Below are 17,872 nucleotides of genomic sequence, written 5' to 3'. Positions count from 1 at the left end.
CACGGCGTACGAGGACCTGGCGCTGGAGGCGGCCCTGCGGGGCGGTCGGGACCGGGTCTTCAAGGCGCTGCTGTCCCACCCGCGGATCGGCCCCGGGCGCTCTCCCCGCTTCTCTCGTCGCCGAGACCTCGGAGCACCCCATGCGATGGCCCCGCCGTACGGCCCGCTTCCCCAAGCGCACCCCCGACCGCGAGACCGTGACGATCACCTACCACCCGCCGCGGCGACCGGACTTCGGCCCGCGACCCGGGTCCGGTCCGGACCGGACCACCAACGGCGCAGACCACGCCCGGGCCCAGCCGGGCCCCGACGAGCTCCAGGCCCGGGCCCTCATGGCCCTGGCGATCGCCCTGTACGGGTGGGAAAGGACCCCGTTGCCATGACGACCGACCACACGGACGTCCCGCCCACCGGCGTCGACGACGTCCTCGCCGCCATCGACGACGTCCTGGCATCCGTCGGCAACGGCGCCGCGAGCCCCGAACCCACGACCCCGGCAGCCTCACAGGACACCGAACTCCCAACCCCCGCAACGGCGACGGCCCAGCCCCCGGCGCTGCCGCGGGAACCCGCGCCCTCGCAGGCCCCGGCACCCGCCGCCGTGCGGACGAGCCCGGATCCGCCGACCCGCCGGCCCCATCCGGACGACTGGTGGGACCCGCTCTTCCACCACCAGGACGCCGACCTCGACACCCACACGGGCAACCTGCCCACACCGCGGTACCACACCGCCGAGGCGAACGCGCCGCAGCCCGCCCCCGCGCAGACGCCCCCCGGCGGCGCCCCCACCCCCGCAACGCCCGGCACCAGCACCGCACGCGACACCCACGACGGCGAATCCACCAACGACGAGGGCGACGAGGGCCCCGGCGACGAAGACGTCGACGAGGACGAAGGCGAGGACGAGGAGGGACGGGACGAAGGCCGCCCGAGGCGGGGGTCGTTCCTCCGGCGGCCCCCGGCGCCGCCCCAGATGTCCGGGCCCGTCGAGACCGTCATCCGCTCCGCCGAACTGGACCGCTCCGGCTGGCACACCCGGCGCATCCTGTGGGTCCTGCGCTGGGGAACACCCGCCCTGCTGGGCTGGGGACTCGGCCTCGGCGACGCGGCCGTCCGGCACCTGGCCGCCTTCACCGCCGCGCCCTGGACCTGGGCCGTGATGGTCGCCCTGCCCGCCATCCCGACCGGCGTCCTGGCATGGCGCGCCCGCTGGTTCTGGCCCCCGCTCGGCTGGGCCTGCCGCATCCCCCTCGCGACATGGCTCACCGCCGCGTTCACGACCGCACCAGTTCACCACCGCACAGCAGAAGGAACGCACGACATGGACGAGCACGTCATCATCGCCGCCGACCTCGGCGGGGGCCTGAACCTCGGCACCGTCACCGCCGGCGGCCTCGCGGCCGTCATGACCGCTTTCTGCGTCCTGTACCTGAAGAGCGGCGGCGAGAGCAAGTACACCAAGTGGGTCAACACCGAGTTCCTCATGGTGTTCGGGTTCGCCGCCAGCGCCTTCTACGAGACCGCGGGCTGGAGCGGCCCCTCCGACCTGATCCTCCAGCTGACCAGCCAATGGGCGAACTCCTGGGGATACGGGGCACTCGCCATCATCATCACGGGCTTCCTCCTGCTGCGGAAGCACTCCGACAAGCGGGCCGTGATCGGCGGCTTCATGGCCTCCACCCTCTACGCCGCCGCCGGCGGCAGCTTCGCCTGGCCCGAGAACCTCCTCACCACCCTGGCCCAGGCCATCGGCTTGGTGTAGCCCGGTGACCGAACCCGCAACCCCACCGGCCCGGCCCGGCGGCGAACCACCGCCGGGCCGCCGCATACGCACAGCCCTGCGCGCACTCGTACGGCGGACCGTTCCGGCCGCCCGGCGGAAACCGGCCGCCGAAGGAGAGCACACCGCCCCCGCAGCGCCCCAGCCGCCGTCGGGATGGCGGGAGGTCCTGCACCGAAGGCCCTGGGCACAGGCCGCTCTGCGGCTGGAACGCGGCACACTCCCCGCCCTCGGCGAAGCCGTCCGCCTCGCCCTCCCGGACAGCGGATCGGCCAAGGACAAGGCCGAACACCTCGTCATCGCCCTCTTCGTGATCGCCACCGTCGTCACCGCCGTACCCCAGGCACCGGAAGTGGGCATGCCATTCCTCACCGGCCTCTATCTGTGGCGCGCCTGGGCCCTCGGCTCCCCGGACACCCAGCAGCCCGGCCTTCGCGGCCAGGAGGAACAGCCCGAGTCCGGCCCGCTTCCCGCCGCCCCGGAGCTCGACCCGGACCGGTGGCTTGCCGCGTTCGTCGAATACAGCGTCGCCGTCACCCACCGGGAGGGCCGCAAGGGCATTCACCTCTCGGACCTCCTCGCCGGCGCGCAGAAGTTCTCCGGCCGTCTGGCGGGATGGGACGTCGCCCGTCTCCGGAAGGAATGCGAACGGCTCGCCATCCCCGTCAGCAAGGGCATCAACATCGGCGGGAAGAACACAATCGGCATCCGCTACGACGAGCTCCACCAGCACCTCGGCCGCCGGCCCCAGATACCCCCCGGAATGGTGCCCGACCACACCCCCTCGACCACCCCCGCCGCCGGCCCCTCCCCGGCCCCGAAAAACAGCCGCCCGGACGGCCCCTGACACCCCCGGCCCGACCCCTTCGCGACGCCCGCCCAACCGGCCGGCGCCGGGCCCGCCCAACCCCCCGCCGGCACCCCGTCCCAAAGCCCTGGCGACAACCGAAAACCCGGCCACCCTCCCCCCACCCGAAACCCGCCCCCACACCACCTACCTCTCCCACCTACAACACTGTGACCTGCAACAACTACACCTCACCTACACCCATCCACATCCACCTACCCCCACCTACACCCGTGTTCGGCGCGGCACGGCGATGGCCGGATCAGCCGATCCCCGGACACCGCGCACCTTCCGACGGGCATCCTGAGCCCATGTACCGCTACACCTGCTCGACGTGCCGCCGCCATCACACCTCCGAGCACCAGGAGACGGCACAGGACCACCAGGCCGAGCACCACCGCACGGCACACCGGCAGGACGTGCCGGTGAGGGAGCACGTGTACTTCCGCCGCGAACCCCAGCGTCCGCGCATCGGCTGCCTGCTGGCCCCCTTCGCGATCGGACTCGTCATCGCCGCAGCGAACTGGATCCAGCGCCTGCTCGACTGAGCCGCCCCGCCCAGGATTACGGCTCGCTCCGGTGATTCCCGCCCGGCAGCCGCCCAAGGTGATGCCCCGCCCGGTCCCCGGGCCCATCCCCACCATGCTCCCCGGGTCCCGGCCGTCCCCGCTCCAGTCGTTTGAACGCGCCCCGACTCCCACACCGTGCTCGGCGCGGCCCCCGGGGCCGCCAAAGCGCAGGTCGCCCGAGTCCGCCACCGACGCCCACGCCGTTCACGGGCCGAACCCCCGGTCGCCATGAGCGACCGGACGATCCCCAGCCGTCCGGCACCCCACCGGACGGACCCGCTCAAGGAACCACCATGTGCTTCTTCTGCCGTATCCACACCATCCTGTTCCTCTGCCGCCTCACCCTGAAGACGCTGCGCCTCCTCCTGGTCGCCGCCTTCCTGACCGCCCTGGCCACACCGCTGCTGCTGACCGGACGAGCCGTCCGCACCACCATCGAGACAGCCAGCCCCGTTCCGCTCGCCGCCGGAGTGCTCGCCGCAACCGTCCTCACGGTCGCGGTACTCCGGTGCCGCTCCCACCGGCGGCGGCGCACCTCCTGACCTTGTTCCTCGCCGCCCCGCACATCCCGGGCTGAACTGCCCCGGGCAGCCCGCCGTCCGTCCGGCGGCAGCCCGCCGCACACCCAGCCCGCCGATCAGCCGCTTCCGCCGAAGCCCCCTCGCGGGGCGAACGTCCGCCGCACCGCGGGGAATCCGGCAACCCGCGGCGACGCCGGACCGCCCGCAGAGCACCGCAACCTCCATGTCGCCGACCGACGGAAGGATCTCCCGTGCCGCCCACACCCCGCGCCTATCCCGAACTCGACAAGGCTCCCGGCCTGCCGACCAACGGTGCCGCACGCGCCGCCTGCACAGCCCGCAGCACTCCGTTCGACGACCTCGACGCGAGCCCCGGCACACCGCCCAACCACCTCGTAGACGCCGCCGCCCGCATATGCGACGGCTGCCCCGTCGCCGCCGCGTGCCCGGTCCGCGTACACCGCAGAGCCGCCGCGGGCAAACGGCGGGCCGAACGCCCACGTTCGTCCCGCCAGGCGAAGACCACGGTCACCGCGTTCTTGCGCACGCACGGTGAGACCACCGCGCCCGCCATCCACGACGCGACCGGTCTGCCCCTGCACAGCATCCGCAGCGCGATCCACGACCTCCACACGGACGGCCGCATCAGCAAGCGCCCAGCTTCACCCGGCTCGGGCAACCGCGTCTATCTGACCCTCACCCAGGAGGCCGCCATATGACCCCGTCCGTCACCGGACACCAGCCGGCACCGGACATGCGTGACCTCGTCCACGCGCTGCGCGCCCTGGGCGCCTTCATCCGCCGACAGCAGGAGATCAGCAAAGCGTCACGGACCGGCCAGGCGTACCCCGCCGAATCGCTCGCCGCCCATCTCCACGAGACCGCCACCGTCCTCGCGACGGCGGTGGACCGCGGCACCCACCCCTGGGGCCGCGAGCACTACGACGCGACCATCCGACAACTCGACGGTGTCCGGGCCCGGGCGGACGCCGAGGGCCACGGTCTCGGCGACTTCCCCGACCCCGTACACACGGCGCGCTCCCGCCGCCAGGCCGCCGTGCTCGGCTGGAGGGGCGAACTGCGACGCCGCGAGGAGAACGGCGAGCGGATCGGCTACGACGAGCGGCACGCCTGTCTGACAGAACGGGTGGCCGTGTACGAGCTGTTGCTCCGCGCCGGGGATCCGGACCTGTCCGCCGAGGACATCGACCGCGCGCGGAGGGAGTTGACGGACCATACGGAGCACGAACCTCAGCGAGACCAAAACTGATGCTCTTTGCCCCTGAGCACCGCGGGGGACGCGTCGCCGGATTCCGCAATCGGCGGGTGAGCCGACGAGCCGGGCTCTGCCCGGCCCGCACACGTGCGGACGTCCAGGCTCCACGCGCAGCCGCCGCGAGCTGACCCCCGCCCTTCTGGGCCTGGGCGGCGACGGGGGGATCTCTACCGTTGAGGGATGACACGAAGCGCACCCAGCATGGCGGACCAGATCCTTCTCACCGTGGCGAACCGGGCGGGGTTACCGCTGACGGCCGGCAGGCTCCAGCGTTGGCGCAGGGAGGGGCTGGTGCCCGTGTTCCCGCGAGTCGGCGTCCGCCGCGTGATTCCCGAGGGCGCGGACGAGCTCGTCATGGGGCTTGCGTTCTGCGACCGCATGGCACCGCGACTGCCCCCCGGGGACCTGGCCCTCCTCGCCTTTTTCAACGAAGTGCCCGTACCGCACGCGCCAGTGAAGGCGGCGCTCGCCAGGGCCTACTTCGGAGCACGGTTCGAGCGCGAGAAGATCGAGCTGCGCGCGTATGAGCGGATCACGCCCGGATTCCAAGATCTGCTCCCGCCCGAGGACAATCACGCCGATGTCGCTGCGTCAGTCGCCCTGGACGAGGGCAGCGCCGCGGTGAGGCAGATGCGGGACAATCTCCGGCGCCGCAAGGACCTGGCCAGGGCCACTCACGCCGAACTCGACCAGCGCGTCCAGGGTGTCCTCTTCGGGCTCCACCGGCCTGAGCTCCGCACCGACGACCACGAGTTCATGGCCGATCTGCGGGCCGCGCTCGGCTTCGGCGGGCCGCCTGCGAACTCCCGGGCGGTCTGGATGCTGGCCGCCTTCTGCCGCAGTGAACAACTGGCGGAGCGCAGCGAAACCACCCCGGAACGGCGGCTCGACGAACTCCTCGCCCTCGCCGACGACGATCTGGAGAATTGCCGCGACTTGGTGCGGGAGACGATCGACGCCCTCTGGCACCACGCGACCGAGGGCAAGCGCCGGCACTACCCGGTCGACTCCGCCGAATCGGCACGCGGTGCCGGCGCGATGCTCGTCGAGTGGATCAGCAACCGCCAGGTCCACCCCGCCGGCTCACGGCCCGCCCAGCTGTACCTCGACGGCCTTCGCTCCCTGTGGCAGATCTGCTCGCCGAAGGACCACGGAGAGGGACGGGCCGCTTTCCGTGCCCGTACCGGACAGCCGCAGCGGACCTCATGACCGGCCGGGGAATGATTCCGGCGCCCGTTCGGCAATCACGGAACACACCGCCCTGTGGCCCACCGTGGCAGCGGTCAGGAACCGGGTCGGGCCGGGGCGAACCATGATGGTTCGCCCCGAACCGGTCCGCTCGTTCAGGCCCGGCCCATGGCCCGGTCCAGTGTGATCTCGACGAGGACGCGCTCGGGGTCCGGTTCCGGGGTGCGCCCGTACCGCTCTCCGTAGCGGGCGACGGCGTCGTCGATGAGCTCGGGCTCGGTCCGGACACGGGCGGTGCCCTCCAGCGTGGCCCAGCGTCCCCGGTCCACCTGGCAGACCGCGACCCGTGCGCCGTCAGGTCCCGCGGCCAGGATGTTCTCCACTTTCTTGCTGGACTTGCGGGTGATGACCCGGGCCAGCCCGTGCTCGGGCTCGTACGTCACGCCCACCGGCACGACGTGCGGGCGCCCGTCGGGGCGCAGGGTGGTCAGCGTGCACAGGTGGTACTCCTGCCAGAACCCCAGGTACGCGGGCTCCGGGTTGCGTATGTCGTGGGCCATCGGTCAGTGGTTCCGTTCTGCGAAGGCGGGTGGGACGGCGGGCTGGGGAAGCAGCCGGGCGAAGTGACCGGCGACCGCCAGGACGGTGCGGTCGGCGAGGTAGGGGCCGATGATCTGGACGCTCAGGGGAAGACCCTCGGCGTCCACTCCTGCGGGGACGACCGCGGCCGGCAGCCGGACCTGACTGGTCAGATTCGCCCAGGTCGTCTGGTCGTAGTAACCGCGCCGATCGCCGTCGACGGAGATCGAGCGCTGGTGCACGGGCAGGGCGGTCTGGTCCTCCACGGCGGCGGTGGGCGCGGCGGGGGTGATCAGAACGTCGTGGTCGCGGAAGTACTCGGCCCACTGCCGGCGCAGCTTCTGCCGGGCCTCGTCGGCGATGATCCAGTCACGGTGGCGTTGTGTGCGCGCCCGCAGATAGAGAGCCCGGGCGGAGGTGTCACCCGCAGGGAGTGCGGCCGCCTGGCCGATCTCGTCCTGGAACGCGGCATCGGATGCCGACGCGGTCGACGTCGCGTACAGGAGGTTCTGGAAGGCCCTGTCGCTGTCGCGCATGTCCACGGGCCGGGTCGCGTCGTCCACGAGGGCACCGGCCGAGCGGATCCGCTCGGCGGTGGTGCTCATCAGTGTTCGTGTCGCTGAGCCGACGGGGCAGTACGGGTCGTCGGCCCAGATGCCGATCCGCAGGTCCCGCAGGCGGGAGAACCGGGGTGCGGGCAGTTCCACACGCCATGCGACGGCATCCGCAGGCGAGGGGGCGGCGAGCACGCCGAGAAGGAGGTCGAGATCGGCCGGGGTCCGGGCGACCGGGCCGAGGGTGACCATGTCGCTGCTGGTGAGGCTACCCGGGGCGCGGGGAATGTGCCCGCGGGTCGATATGAGTCCCTGACTGGGACGCAGTGCGTACACGCCGCAGTAGGCGGCGGGCAGGCGCAGGGAGCCCGCCAGGTCGGATCCGACGTCGAGGCTGGTGAGCCCGGCGGCGACGGCGGCAGCCGGCCCGCCCGAGGAGCCGCCCGCAGTCAGGCGGTCGTCGTACGGGTTCTTTGTCGTGCCGAAGAGCGGATTCGACGTCTGGATGTCCTGGCAGTACGCCGGGGTGTTCGTCTTGCCGGTGATGACGGCGCCGGCCCGGCGCAGGAGGGCAACAGCGTCCGCGTCGGTCAGGGGTACGTGGTCGGTGAGGTCGGGGGTGCCGCACGTGGTGCGGGTCCCTGCCGTCTCCAGGGCGTCCTTCACCGTCATCGGCAGGCCGTGGAGGGCGCCGAGCGGTTTGCCCGTGCGGGAGAGGTGCCGGTCCGCGCGGTCGGCGGCGGCCCGTGCGCCGTCGGCGTCCAGTGTGGCGATCGCGTTGAGACCCGGGTTGACCCCGGCGATGTGCCGGAGCTGGCGTTCGAGCAGCTCCCGGCTGGTGATCCGCCTCTCGCGCAGGGCTCGGACCTGCTCGGTGGCGGGGGCGAGGTGGAGCGGGTGGGGCATGGGCGTCCGTCCGTGTCGGGGCGCGGGGCGGGGCTGCGCGTCGGCCGTCTGCGGCAGGGATGCCGCTGCGGCCAGCGAGGTGCTGAGGAAGGTCCGGCGGATCACTTCGGGGACTCCTGCGGAACCGCCGGAGCTGTGAAGAAGGAGGCCACGCGCAGGAGGTGCCGGTCCTCGTCGGCGGCCGGAGTCGACAGGCGCACGTCGGCGTATTCGGCCGGCTCGGTGACCTGCTCCTGGCGGCTCTGCAGAATCAGGGCGTGGCGGATCTGGTCGGCGGTCACCGCGGCTGCCAGCTCGGGATCGCTGAGCCCTTCGGCCCGCCGCCGCTGCTCCGCGGCAATGCGTACGTCGGGTTCGAGGTAGGGACGGAGTTCGATCTGGCCGTCACGGATCTCCACCGCGCGCCGGTAGAGGAGGAATCGGACGGAGCGCAGCCGTGCCATCTCCGCCAGCTGCGAAGGCGTCTCGATAAGGGCGATGGAGGGAACTGCCCGGTGCATCGCCGACCAGAGGCGGCGGAGCCGCCAATAGGAGAGATGGTCCGTCGACCAGTCGCGTACGGAACGCCCACGCGCGGCCAAAGTGGGAAGAAAAATGCCGATCAATGTCAGCGAGGCGCCGATGTCGCCGCATGCCCAGGCGATCGGGTCCAGTCCGTGAACGTCGAAGCCGAATGTTTCTCCGAGAATTCCGCCGAAGCGGATGGCGCTGTACCCGAGGGTGATCGAGGCGCCGACGGCGACGGTGCGCAGGCTGCGGACGAGCCAGACGTCCTCGGCCTGGCGCGCGTACTTCCAGCAGGCCCGGGCGAGGAGGATCTCACCCGTCGTGTATGCGGTGAGGTAGAGCGTCAGATACGCCTGGTAGTAGGGGTCGTGCGCGTAGTACTGCGCGAAGGCGGTCGGCTGCTGAACGGCCGGCGAAAGCAGCGCGAACAAGGTGAAGAGGCCGGCGACGACCACCGCGCCGACGGCCAGGTGGACCCGGACGCGCTGCCGCGCCACGGCGGGGGGTCTGCCCCAGTGGGCGAGCAGGTTCATCTGGCAGACGAGGACCGCGATGACACAGCTTTGCGAAAGCGGAGCAGCAATGTTCGTCACCCCGAAGAATCCATCGATCCGCACCCAGATTGGTGTGATGGATATGGCGAAGCTCAGCGCGGATGCGAGGAAGACGAGACTCAGGGCGGTAAGTGCCGCGTCCCGCCTGTCCTTTCTGAGGTCTCGCACGAGGAAAAGGAAGCCCAGACTCGCGATCGTCAGGCACAGGGGATGCAAAACGTCTTTCATGCTCTTCTACCTCTTCGAGCGCAGCAGTGTGCGCGCGATGCGGTCAACATCCATTTCTCTTGACTTCCGCATTTTTCGTGGACGGGCGGAGTGAACATGAGCCTGAAGATATGAGCCCACCAGCTCAGCTTCCACCTCGTCGTTCTCGGCGTAGTCCGTCCGGCCGAGAACCATGCGTACGACATCCGGGTCCATGAGTGTGATCAGACCGCCTGTGCTGCCTTGGGGGAGTTCCGCTCCGCCCCGGTGATCCCTCAGAATGTGTGCGAGTTCATGGGCAATGATGTGGTCCTGGTGCGCCAGGCTCGTGCGCGGGTCGTAGAACACATAGTTCGTGTCTTCCGTCGCCACGTACATCCCGCAGGGTGCGGTGCTTCCGAGCTCGGCGGGCAGCAGCTGGACCGCACGGCCCGAGCGCTTCTCGATCTCGGGGACCAGGTCGCGGATGCTCGCCACCGCCGGGAGGTCGAGGCTGCGGACGTAGGTCCGGCAGCTGCCTCGCGTGGGCCTCATGGGTGGTTTCCTTCTGGAGGGGGACCTGGCAACGGTACTCGTCGCCCCAGGTCAGCCGTCAGCATGGCCGGGATCGGCGGGCAGGCCCTCCAGCTCGCGAACCCTGTCGATCATGGCGAGCACCGTGTCCATGCTCTTGTCCGACAGGCCCACGGCCCGCAGCGCCACTCGCTGGACGTTCCCCTGGCGCAGCCGCTCCAGTACGTCGAGCTCCGCGCCGAGGCGCTTGGCTATCTCGTCGTCGAAGAAGTAGGTCACCGGCACTCCGAAGAACTGTGCCAGCGCTTCAAGATGACGTTTCGTCGGATTGTCCCGGCGCCCGGTCCGGAGCTGCCAGATATAGGTTCCCGAGACAGTTGGCCCTCCACGCCTCTGCAGTTCCGCAGCCACCTCGTCAGTGCTGTAGGGACCCCGGCCTTTGGGGTGTACCACTTCGAATAGGCGCGTCAGTCTCTGCGCGAGCGAGAGAGGTATGTCACAGAGCGACTCTGGGTCTTCACGCTGATCGTCATCGTGGGGCGGATTCTTGTGGGTCATGTGCGTTCTGCTCGGCTTTCGGTTCGCATCCATCTCAGTTGACTATGCCAGAGGTCTCTGTCTACGTTCATGGCGTCCCCGGGCAACTGGGATGGATGCGCTCCGCCTAGCCCGAGGAAGATCGTCACAGTATGCACGCAGCGTGCACTGTCCCCATTTGTGAGGCAGTGCACATCCGAGGAGGTCCCGCGTGAACGGCGCCCAGCGTGCCGGGTGCTTACCCGGCTGACTCGGCAGCGCGCAGCACACGGGGCGTAATTGCTGCTGCCAATTACTCCTCCACCGCCGGGGGCGCACCGACAGGGCATCCGCCAGGCGCGTGACGATGAAGAACGGGTCTCATGCCGGCGGCGTGCCGCCGCGTGGACACCCTGCGGCATCCGCCCCCTTCCCCCCGCTCGTGACTCGCGGCCCTTCAGCCGCAGGCTCGCCATGTCCCGGCGAAGGCGCAGGAAGAGCAGTTGCCCGGCACAACCGCGTTCGATCAGGCCCTCATGCCCGGCCTCGACTTCATGACCAGAGGAACAGCAGATGTGGTGGCGTTCGGAATCCAGCCCGCTGAAGGCGCGCGGCCGGCGAAGCGTTGAACACTCAACCATCGGGGCTCCGGGGGAGAGACCATCCTCCGGCTTTCTCGCCCGCAGACGCCGCGGCGGTGCGAAGCGGGTGACCGAACGGGAGCTTCACCGACGCATCCGCCGCGAACTGCGCGCGCTGGACATCCAGCCTCCGCTGAGCGTCACTCACCTGTGCGCCGCGTTCGGCGAGAGCCGAGGCCGGCGGATCGAGCTGCGTCCCTTTCCCCTGCCCAAGCCCGGCCCGCTGGGCCTGTGGTTCGAGCTCCCCCAGGTCGACCTCGTGCTCTACCAGCAGGAGACAACCCGCCTCCACCAGGACCACATCGTCCTGCACGAGGTCATGGGCCACATCCTCGGCGATCATGGCAACGACAGTCCCGCAGGCCTGGCCGAGCAGTACGGCCATATGGTTCCGGGCGTGAAGGCGAGCGCCATCCGCCGGGTCATGGGCCGCTGTTCCTACGACGACGGCCAAGAATGCGAAGCCGAACTCGCCGCCACGATCATCCTGGAGTGGGCCTCCGTGCTGGACCATGTGAGCGAAACACCGGCGGAGGATCCGTCCGTACGCCGTATCCACTCCGCCCTCGGCGACAACCGGGGGTGGCTGTGACCATCACAACCGTGAGCTTCCTGTCGATCCTCGCTGCAGCCGTAGCCTGGAAGCTCTACCAGCTCTCCCGGGACCCGCACAACGCTCCACTGCGCGCCGTGACCCTGTGCCTGGTGTGCGCGGCGGCTTCCTACCCGCTCTCCATGCCCGGCGGCGCACGTGACCTGGACGCCGTGCTCGGCCACGGCGCGGCGAAACTCGGGCAGAACCTTCTGCTCCTGGGCACCCTCTACTTCCTAATGTGCTTCTACCTCTACTCCGCGGCCGACGCGGAGGTCGGCCGACGCCGCGCACGGCGGGAGGCGGTCGCCGTACTGATCGTGGGCGTCGTCATCACCGTCGCGGTCGTGACCGCACCCGATCACGACGAGTTCGTCAGCTACTCCGAAGCCGACATGACCGTCCCGCAGGTCGCGGTGTTCTGGCTCGTCGCCGGCGCCTACATGGTGTACGCACTGGCCGCCGCCGGCTGGTGGACCCGCAGATACGCGCGGATGTCGGACAGCCTTCAGGCGACGGGGCTGTGGCTGGCCGCCGCCGGCATGCGCGGCATGGCCATCGCCTCCGCCCTGCGCGCGGTGTTCGTGATTGTCCGTTCGCAGGGCGGCGACGTGCCCGACGCCCTGACGAAGGCGGCCTCCGTCATGCTGGTCCTGTCGATCCCCCTCTTCGTCATCGGGATCAGCTACGCGGGCGCGCGCAGCAGACTGGCGGCCATGAAGGTGTCGCGCCACCACCGCGCCGTCCACCGCCAGCTCGAACCGCTGTGGAACCTGCTCTCCGAGATCTACCCCGCCACCGTGCTCAGGCCCGCCTCCCTGTCCTGGCGCGACCGCTGGCTGGCCCGCGGTGTCCACCGCCGCTATCACCGGCGCATCGTGGAATGCCGGGACGGCCTCGTCCGGATCAGCCCGTACCTCCACCCTTCCGGGCAGGACACCGCCGCGCTGGACCTCCACCGGCCCGAGATCCTGGCCCAGCAGCTGCGCACCGCCGCCGAAGCCGTCAAGGCGGGCGCCCCGGCACCACGGCAGGCCATACCGCTCGCCATGCCCCAGGACGACGACCGCGACGCCGACGTCCGGCAACTGGTCGCCCTGTCGAACGCGCTGAACAACCACCCCGCAACTGCCCCCGCCAACAAGGAGCTGACCACATGCTGATCACCGCAGGACGGATCCACACCGGAATCGCCGACGAGTCCCTCACCGACGGCGCGATCCTCCTCGACGGCGACACGATCACGGCCGTCGGCCCGCGCGCCGAGATCGAGGCACTGGCCCCGGCCGGCGGGCCCCGGCAGGACTTCTCCGGCGCCACCATCGTCCCCGGCCTCATCGACGCCCACGTCCACCTGGCCTTCGACGGCGGCCCGGACCCGGTCGCCACTCTCCAGGACCAGGACGACGACGCCCTCCTGACCGCGATGGCCGCCCGGGCGGAGAAGCTCCTGCACACCGGAGTGACCACGGCGCGGGACCTGGGCGACCGCAACGGCCTCGCCCTGCGCCTGGCCGACGCCATCGCCCGCGGCACATCGGCCGGCCCGCGCATCATCTCCGCCGGCACCCCGGTCACCCCGCCCGGCGGACACTGCTGGTTCCTGGGAGGCGAGGCCTCCGGTACCGAAGCGGTCCGCGCCATGGTGCGCCGCAACGCCGAAGCCGGAGCGCGCGTCATCAAGATCATGGAAACCGGCGGCGGCCTCACCAAGGGCGGCCCCCAGAGCCATGAGACCCAGTACTCGGCCGAAGAGCTCGCCGCCCTGGTGGACGAGGCTCACCGGGCGGGCCTGCCCGTCGCCGCGCACGCGCACGGCGTCGACGGCATCACCCACGCGGTTGAAGCCGGCGTCGACACCATCGAGCACTGCACCTGGATGACCGCCACCGGTGGATTCGACGTCCGCGCGGACGTCCTGGAGCAGATCATCGCCAAGGGCATCCGCGTCTGCCCGGCGGTCAGCCCGCACTGGCCGATGCTGTCCCGGTTCTTCGGCGAGGAGAAGACAGCCGCCATGTTCGGCGCCGTGCGGCAGATGGCGGAGGCAGGGGTGCGGCTGATCGCCGGCACGGACGCCGGCGTGCAGCGGGCCGACTTCGACGGGCTGCCCGCCAGCCTCACCTTCTACGAGCACCTCGGCGTGCCGAAGGCCCGCATCCTGCACATGGCCACCGTCGAAGCCGCCGACGCCCTGGGCCTGGGCGACCGGGCCGGCCGGATCGCCCAGGGTTTCAGCGCCGACCTCCTGGTCCTCGACGGCGATCCGCTGGAGGACCTCGGCGCGCTGCGCGCGGTCAACACCGTCTTCGCCCGCGGAAACCGGCACCAGCCGGCCGCAACGGCCTAGGCAGGGGAAGGGGATGGGTGCTACTGCTCCTCGCCGTCGGCGCGGGGCAGGCCGCCCATCTCCTTCATCTCCGCGACGAATCCGTTGACGAAGGCGAGGACTTCCGGCGACAGCCCCTCTTCACCGAGGCCGCGCGCGGCGGCCCGGCCGATGTCGCCCTCGCGTGCCGTGGCGAGGAGCCTGAACCCTTCGACTACCTGCCGGGTGACGTGGTCGTTGGACTGGAAGAAGAGAGCCGAAACGCCGAAGACCTCCGCCAGCCCCTCGCCGACGATGGGGGAGGCGGTGACCCGCGTACCGGTCCGCAGTTCCTCGACGTCCTTCTCCGAGACGACGACCGCGCCGGCGTACTGGTTGATCCCCTGGGCGATCTCCGAGTCGGTCGGCGGGACCTGCTCCCCCGGGTAGGAGTGCTCCAGCAGATGGGTGATCTTCTCCGCGAGGGTCTCCGGCATCGCCGGCGCGGGAGACCGGTCCGGCACGTCGATGCCGAAGGAGCGGTCCTGGGCGTCGCGCAGCTCGACGAGGGTGACGCCGTACCCGGTCGCGAGGGGCTGTTCGTACTCGGGTTTCAGCCGGGCGACACCGCTCTCGGCCTTGTAGACGGGGATGTGACTGCGGCGGCCGATCAGCCTGCCGCTCTCCTTGAGAGGGATGCCGGCATCGTCGCGCAGATCGGCCAGGTCCGGGGGGCCCTCCCGGGGGAACAGCCTGTTGAGGGGCTGCCGGAGGAATCGCGCGAGCCCGGGGAGTTTGTGCCAGGCCGGTTTGGACCGCCCGCTCTCCCAGTCGCCGACGGCGACGCGGGTGGAGTCCACCGCCTGCCCGACGGCAGCTTGCGTCAGTGGGGGATCGAGGGCCCTGCGCGCCTTCAACAGGCGCTGGCCGTCGAAATGGCGGTGCGGCATGGTCACGTCTCCGGAACGGGCTCGGGATCAACAGGAAAAGAACTTCAGGCACCAGCTTGATACCAGGATACGCGTAACGTAGGTTTCGTTATCGAGGATCTTGGCGGATTCCCGCATTCCGCATGGTGTGCGGCTGCCGGCTGTTCCTCACGATCCTCCGCGCCACCCCCGCGCGGAGCCACCGGACCCGGCCAGCCACCTGGCTCGCTACCCGTCGCTGACCGGGTCCGGTTCTCGTCCCCGATACGGAGATACGCATGAGTGTCGCACCATCCCCTACCCACTCACAGACAGGCCGCCGGTTTCGGCGTCCCGTCGTTGCTGCTACGGCGGCTGCGCTGGGCGCGGGCATCCTGCTGGCACCGAGTGCGAGCGCCGCGGACAAGTGGGGCCCCGGATACCTGATCGCCGATGCCTCCGGAAAGCCGGACGCCTCCCACATCGGCGCGTACGGTGCCCCCGGGCAGACCCTCCCCGGCGTCAAGGGTCTCGCGTACTGCGCCGACCCGACTCTCGACGGTCCCCAGGCTGCGGACGGTTACGGCCCGGCCAAGGAGTACACGACCTGGACGTCGGTCAGCGGCAAGAAGGCGAGCGCCGAGTCCATCGCCCGCGCCGCCTACATCCTGGCGAAGTACGGCCAGACCTCGGACGACTCGCAGGCCGCCGCCGTCGACGCCGCTCTTTACACCCATCTCGAAGCCGGCAGCACCTACGCCCTGCCCGGCGGCAAGCGCGCACTCCAGCGCCTGAGCTACCCGAACGTCTCCCCCTCGGCAAAGACCAAGGCCACCCAGTACCTGGCCGAGGCCGACAAGTACGCCGGCCCCTACAAGCTCAACATCAAGCCCACCTCCGGCAGCGGAGACGTCAAGCCGGGAACCAAGACGGACGTCACCCTCGACGTCACCTCGGCCGCCGGCCACAAGGTCCCCGGTGTCAAGCTGAAGCTCGACCTGTCCGGCGCGGCCACGGGCACCCTCACCGCCACCACCGGTGCCGACGGCACCGCGACCGCCACCCTCACCCCGGTCAAGGACGGCACCGCCACGCTCAAGGCCACCGCCGCCTCCCTCCCGGGCACCGCCCTCAACGCAATCCTCCCGGAGAACAAGAAGGCGCAGCGCATGCTCGTCCAGGGCACGCCCACCAGCGCCACCGCCGAACTCCAGCTCAAGGTCATCCCGCTCAAGGGCGGCATCAAGGTCGCCAAGACCGCCGCCGATTCCGGCAAGCCCCTCGCCGGCGTCGAGTTCGAGGTCAAGGACTCCGCCGGCAAGACCCTCGCCACGGGCAAGACCGACGCGGCCGGGCACTGGACGGCCACCGGGCTCGCCCCCGGAAGCTACACGGTCCACGAGGTCCGCGCCGTTCCCGGCTACCAGCTCGCCCCCGACCAGACGGTCACCGTCACCGACGGCAAGGACACCCCCGTCGCGGTCAAGGACGTCCGGATCCCCGAGCCTGAGAAGCCCAAGCCGCGGCCCGTCACGATCAAGGAACTGCCCAAGACCGGAGCCTGACCGGCCCGGACGGCCACAAGCCGCCCACACCGAGCACGGCCCCCACCCCACTGCGGGACCGGCCCACCACCCCGGGCCGGTCCCGCCCCTACCGCTGGACACCGAACATGCCGCTCACCCCCGCATCGGACAGCAGCACCGAGACCACCCCCGCCAAGCCGGGCCGCCGCAGGCTCCTCGCCGCCTACGCCCTGCTCGCCACCGGCACTCTGACCGCCGTGGTCATCGCGGCCTGCACTGTCACCGACGACGACCGCGCCACCAGCAGCGCCCCCTCCGAACCCCCGAGCAGCGCCCCCTCCGCGACCGCTCCCTCCTCGCCCGGCCATGCGTCGTCCACCCCTTCCCCCCGCGACCCGCTGACCGAGACGAGCCCGGCCACCGGCCGCGACCGTGCCGTGGGCGGCGACCCGGCGGTCCCTGACCGCTCCGGGACAGCACGCACCCAGGCCGGCTCCGCACTGGAGTCCTGGTCGAACGGCAACCCCCGGCCCACCGGCGACCGAGCCGTCGGCGGCGAGGCCGTAGCCGGAGCAGGCGGTGCCATCCGCGAAGTCCTGCGGATCCCCGCCCTCGGCCGGACCTGGAGCCAGCCGGTGTACGACGGCATCGGCGATCGCCAGCTCCGAGCCGGCATCGGGCACTTCCCCCAGACCGAAGAGCCCGGACAGACCGGCAACTACGCCATCGCCGGACACCGCAGCGGGATCAGCGACCCCGCCTTCCGCGACATCGACAACATCAAGCGCGGGTCGGACATCCACGTCACCACCGCCGACCGGATCACCTACACCTACACCGTCACCCGAGTCCGCACGGTCGCACCGACCGACGTCGACGTCATCGCCCAGGTGCCCGGCAAGCCCGCCGCCACCCCCACCAAGGCCAAGCTCACGATCGTCACCTGCTGGCCCGCCAACGGCAGCTCCAAGCGCATCGTCGTCGAGGCCGACCTCACCGCATCAAGGGGTGGTACCCAATGACCACCGTCCCTCGAACCGCCAAGATCAAACCCGCCGTCGCCTGGCCGGACTACGAAGAGGACCACGCCCGCAAGGAACTCGCGGCCCTGGAGATGATCACCAGCGGGGTTCCTCTGGATCGAATCGCCCTGCGCACGGACCTGCCGACGCATCACGTCCGCCGACTGGCGAGGCTGGCGGCCGAAGAGGCCAAATTCCCCAAGCACCCGCGCAACGTCTGCCGCCACCCGCGCCGCTCCCCGAGGTACCGCCGGTCCTCCCAGCCCGCCCCGGCCGCACCGCGGCCCGCGGAAGAGCCCGAGCAGCTCAGCATCATCTGACGGCCTCCGCCCCTTCGTAGGCCCGCCCCACCTCCCCC

20 protein-coding genes are annotated in these 17,872 nt (G+C 70.9%); 14 read left to right on the top strand and 6 right to left on the bottom strand.

The window, feature by feature from the left end; all coding sequences use genetic code 11:
* Positions 1-140 precede the first annotated feature (140 nt).
* The 8 genes from ACWCRA_RS13075 to ACWCRA_RS13040 all read left to right on the top strand — a co-directional run bounded on the left by ACWCRA_RS13075 (position 141) and on the right by ACWCRA_RS13040 (position 6,202).
* Positions 141-383, top strand: a complete 243-nt coding sequence (locus ACWCRA_RS13075; protein ID WP_451067484.1) for a hypothetical protein — start codon at positions 141-143, stop codon at positions 381-383.
* On the top strand, positions 380-1,762 hold the full coding sequence (locus ACWCRA_RS13070) for a hypothetical protein (protein WP_451067483.1): 1,383 nt from the start codon (positions 380-382) through the stop codon (positions 1,760-1,762). Before ACWCRA_RS13075 ends, ACWCRA_RS13070 begins: the two co-directional genes overlap by 4 nt.
* Before the next feature lie 4 nt (positions 1,763-1,766).
* Complete coding sequence (locus ACWCRA_RS13065; protein ID WP_451067482.1) at positions 1,767-2,627, top strand: hypothetical protein; 861 nt, start codon at positions 1,767-1,769, stop codon at positions 2,625-2,627.
* Positions 2,628-2,938: 311 nt separating this feature from the next.
* Positions 2,939-3,175 (top strand): hypothetical protein, encoded by a 237-nt coding sequence (locus ACWCRA_RS13060; protein WP_451067481.1) that lies wholly within the window; start codon positions 2,939-2,941, stop codon positions 3,173-3,175.
* A gap of 314 nt (positions 3,176-3,489) precedes the next feature.
* Positions 3,490-3,738 carry a hypothetical protein gene (locus ACWCRA_RS13055; RefSeq protein WP_451067480.1) on the top strand — a complete coding sequence of 83 codons (249 nt, stop codon included), beginning with the start codon at positions 3,490-3,492 and terminating at the stop codon, positions 3,736-3,738.
* A gap of 230 nt (positions 3,739-3,968) precedes the next feature.
* Positions 3,969-4,436, top strand: coding sequence for a hypothetical protein (locus ACWCRA_RS13050; RefSeq protein ID WP_451067479.1), 468 nt, complete (start codon positions 3,969-3,971; stop codon positions 4,434-4,436).
* Positions 4,433-4,987, top strand: a complete 555-nt coding sequence (locus ACWCRA_RS13045) for a hypothetical protein (RefSeq protein WP_451067478.1) — start codon at positions 4,433-4,435, stop codon at positions 4,985-4,987. The genes ACWCRA_RS13050 and ACWCRA_RS13045 overlap by 4 nt, the downstream gene beginning before the upstream one ends.
* A gap of 186 nt (positions 4,988-5,173) precedes the next feature.
* A complete protein-coding gene (locus tag ACWCRA_RS13040) occupies positions 5,174-6,202 on the top strand; it encodes a hypothetical protein (RefSeq protein ID WP_451067477.1) in 1,029 nt (342 codons plus the stop codon).
* A gap of 134 nt (positions 6,203-6,336) precedes the next feature.
* On the opposite strand, the gene ACWCRA_RS13035 is transcribed toward ACWCRA_RS13040, so the two are convergent.
* The 5 genes from ACWCRA_RS13035 to ACWCRA_RS13015 are packed head-to-tail and all read right to left on the bottom strand — an operon-like array spanning position 6,337 to position 10,286.
* Complete coding sequence (locus ACWCRA_RS13035) at positions 6,337-6,741, bottom strand: pyridoxamine 5'-phosphate oxidase family protein (protein WP_451067476.1); 405 nt, start codon at positions 6,739-6,741, stop codon at positions 6,337-6,339.
* Between the two features lie 3 nt (positions 6,742-6,744).
* The gene (locus ACWCRA_RS13030) at positions 6,745-8,325 is read right to left on the bottom strand and encodes an amidase (RefSeq protein WP_451067475.1); all 1,581 of its coding nucleotides are present in this window, start codon (positions 8,323-8,325) and stop codon (positions 6,745-6,747) included.
* A complete protein-coding gene (locus ACWCRA_RS13025) occupies positions 8,322-9,509 on the bottom strand; it encodes an MAB_1171c family putative transporter (RefSeq protein ID WP_451067474.1) in 1,188 nt (395 codons plus the stop codon). The genes ACWCRA_RS13030 and ACWCRA_RS13025 overlap by 4 nt, the downstream gene beginning before the upstream one ends.
* A 6-nt stretch (positions 9,510-9,515) precedes the next feature.
* Entirely contained in the window at positions 9,516-10,022 is a 507-nt protein-coding gene (locus ACWCRA_RS13020; RefSeq protein ID WP_451067473.1) for an ImmA/IrrE family metallo-endopeptidase, read from the bottom strand.
* A 51-nt stretch (positions 10,023-10,073) separates the two neighbouring features.
* Positions 10,074-10,286, bottom strand: coding sequence for a hypothetical protein (locus ACWCRA_RS13015; RefSeq protein WP_451067472.1), 213 nt, complete (start codon positions 10,284-10,286; stop codon positions 10,074-10,076).
* Between the two features lie 939 nt (positions 10,287-11,225).
* Here ACWCRA_RS13015 and ACWCRA_RS13010 point away from each other — a divergent pair.
* From ACWCRA_RS13010 to ACWCRA_RS13000, 3 genes are read left to right on the top strand one after another with little or no spacing between them, the layout of a single operon-like run.
* Complete coding sequence (locus ACWCRA_RS13010; RefSeq protein ID WP_451067471.1) at positions 11,226-11,750, top strand: hypothetical protein; 525 nt, start codon at positions 11,226-11,228, stop codon at positions 11,748-11,750.
* An 11-nt stretch (positions 11,751-11,761) separates the two neighbouring features.
* Entirely contained in the window at positions 11,762-12,913 is a 1,152-nt protein-coding gene (locus ACWCRA_RS13005) for an MAB_1171c family putative transporter (protein WP_451067470.1), read from the top strand.
* A complete protein-coding gene (locus tag ACWCRA_RS13000) occupies positions 12,907-14,100 on the top strand; it encodes an amidohydrolase family protein (RefSeq protein WP_451067469.1) in 1,194 nt (397 codons plus the stop codon). The genes ACWCRA_RS13005 and ACWCRA_RS13000 overlap by 7 nt, the downstream gene beginning before the upstream one ends.
* Positions 14,101-14,120: 20 nt before the next feature.
* On the opposite strand, the gene ACWCRA_RS12995 is transcribed toward ACWCRA_RS13000, so the two are convergent.
* Entirely contained in the window at positions 14,121-15,008 is an 888-nt protein-coding gene (locus ACWCRA_RS12995; RefSeq protein ID WP_451067468.1) for a helix-turn-helix transcriptional regulator, read from the bottom strand.
* Positions 15,009-15,265: 257 nt separating this feature from the next.
* Here ACWCRA_RS12995 and ACWCRA_RS12990 point away from each other — a divergent pair, with 257 nt between their 5' ends.
* The 3 genes from ACWCRA_RS12990 to ACWCRA_RS12980 all read left to right on the top strand — a co-directional run bounded on the left by ACWCRA_RS12990 (position 15,266) and on the right by ACWCRA_RS12980 (position 17,834).
* Positions 15,266-16,531 (top strand): MSCRAMM family protein, encoded by a 1,266-nt coding sequence (locus ACWCRA_RS12990; protein ID WP_451067467.1) that lies wholly within the window; start codon positions 15,266-15,268, stop codon positions 16,529-16,531.
* A gap of 107 nt (positions 16,532-16,638) precedes the next feature.
* Positions 16,639-17,514 carry a class E sortase gene (locus ACWCRA_RS12985; RefSeq protein ID WP_451067466.1) on the top strand — a complete coding sequence of 292 codons (876 nt, stop codon included), beginning with the start codon at positions 16,639-16,641 and terminating at the stop codon, positions 17,512-17,514.
* Positions 17,511-17,834, top strand: coding sequence for a hypothetical protein (locus ACWCRA_RS12980; protein ID WP_451067465.1), 324 nt, complete (start codon positions 17,511-17,513; stop codon positions 17,832-17,834). The genes ACWCRA_RS12985 and ACWCRA_RS12980 overlap by 4 nt, the downstream gene beginning before the upstream one ends.
* Positions 17,835-17,872: the final 38 nt, after the last annotated feature.

Source organism: Streptomyces sp. NPDC001889, assembly GCF_053594535.1.
The sequence above is the reverse complement of the archived record's forward strand: the minus strand, read 5'-3'. Positions and strand labels throughout refer to the sequence as shown.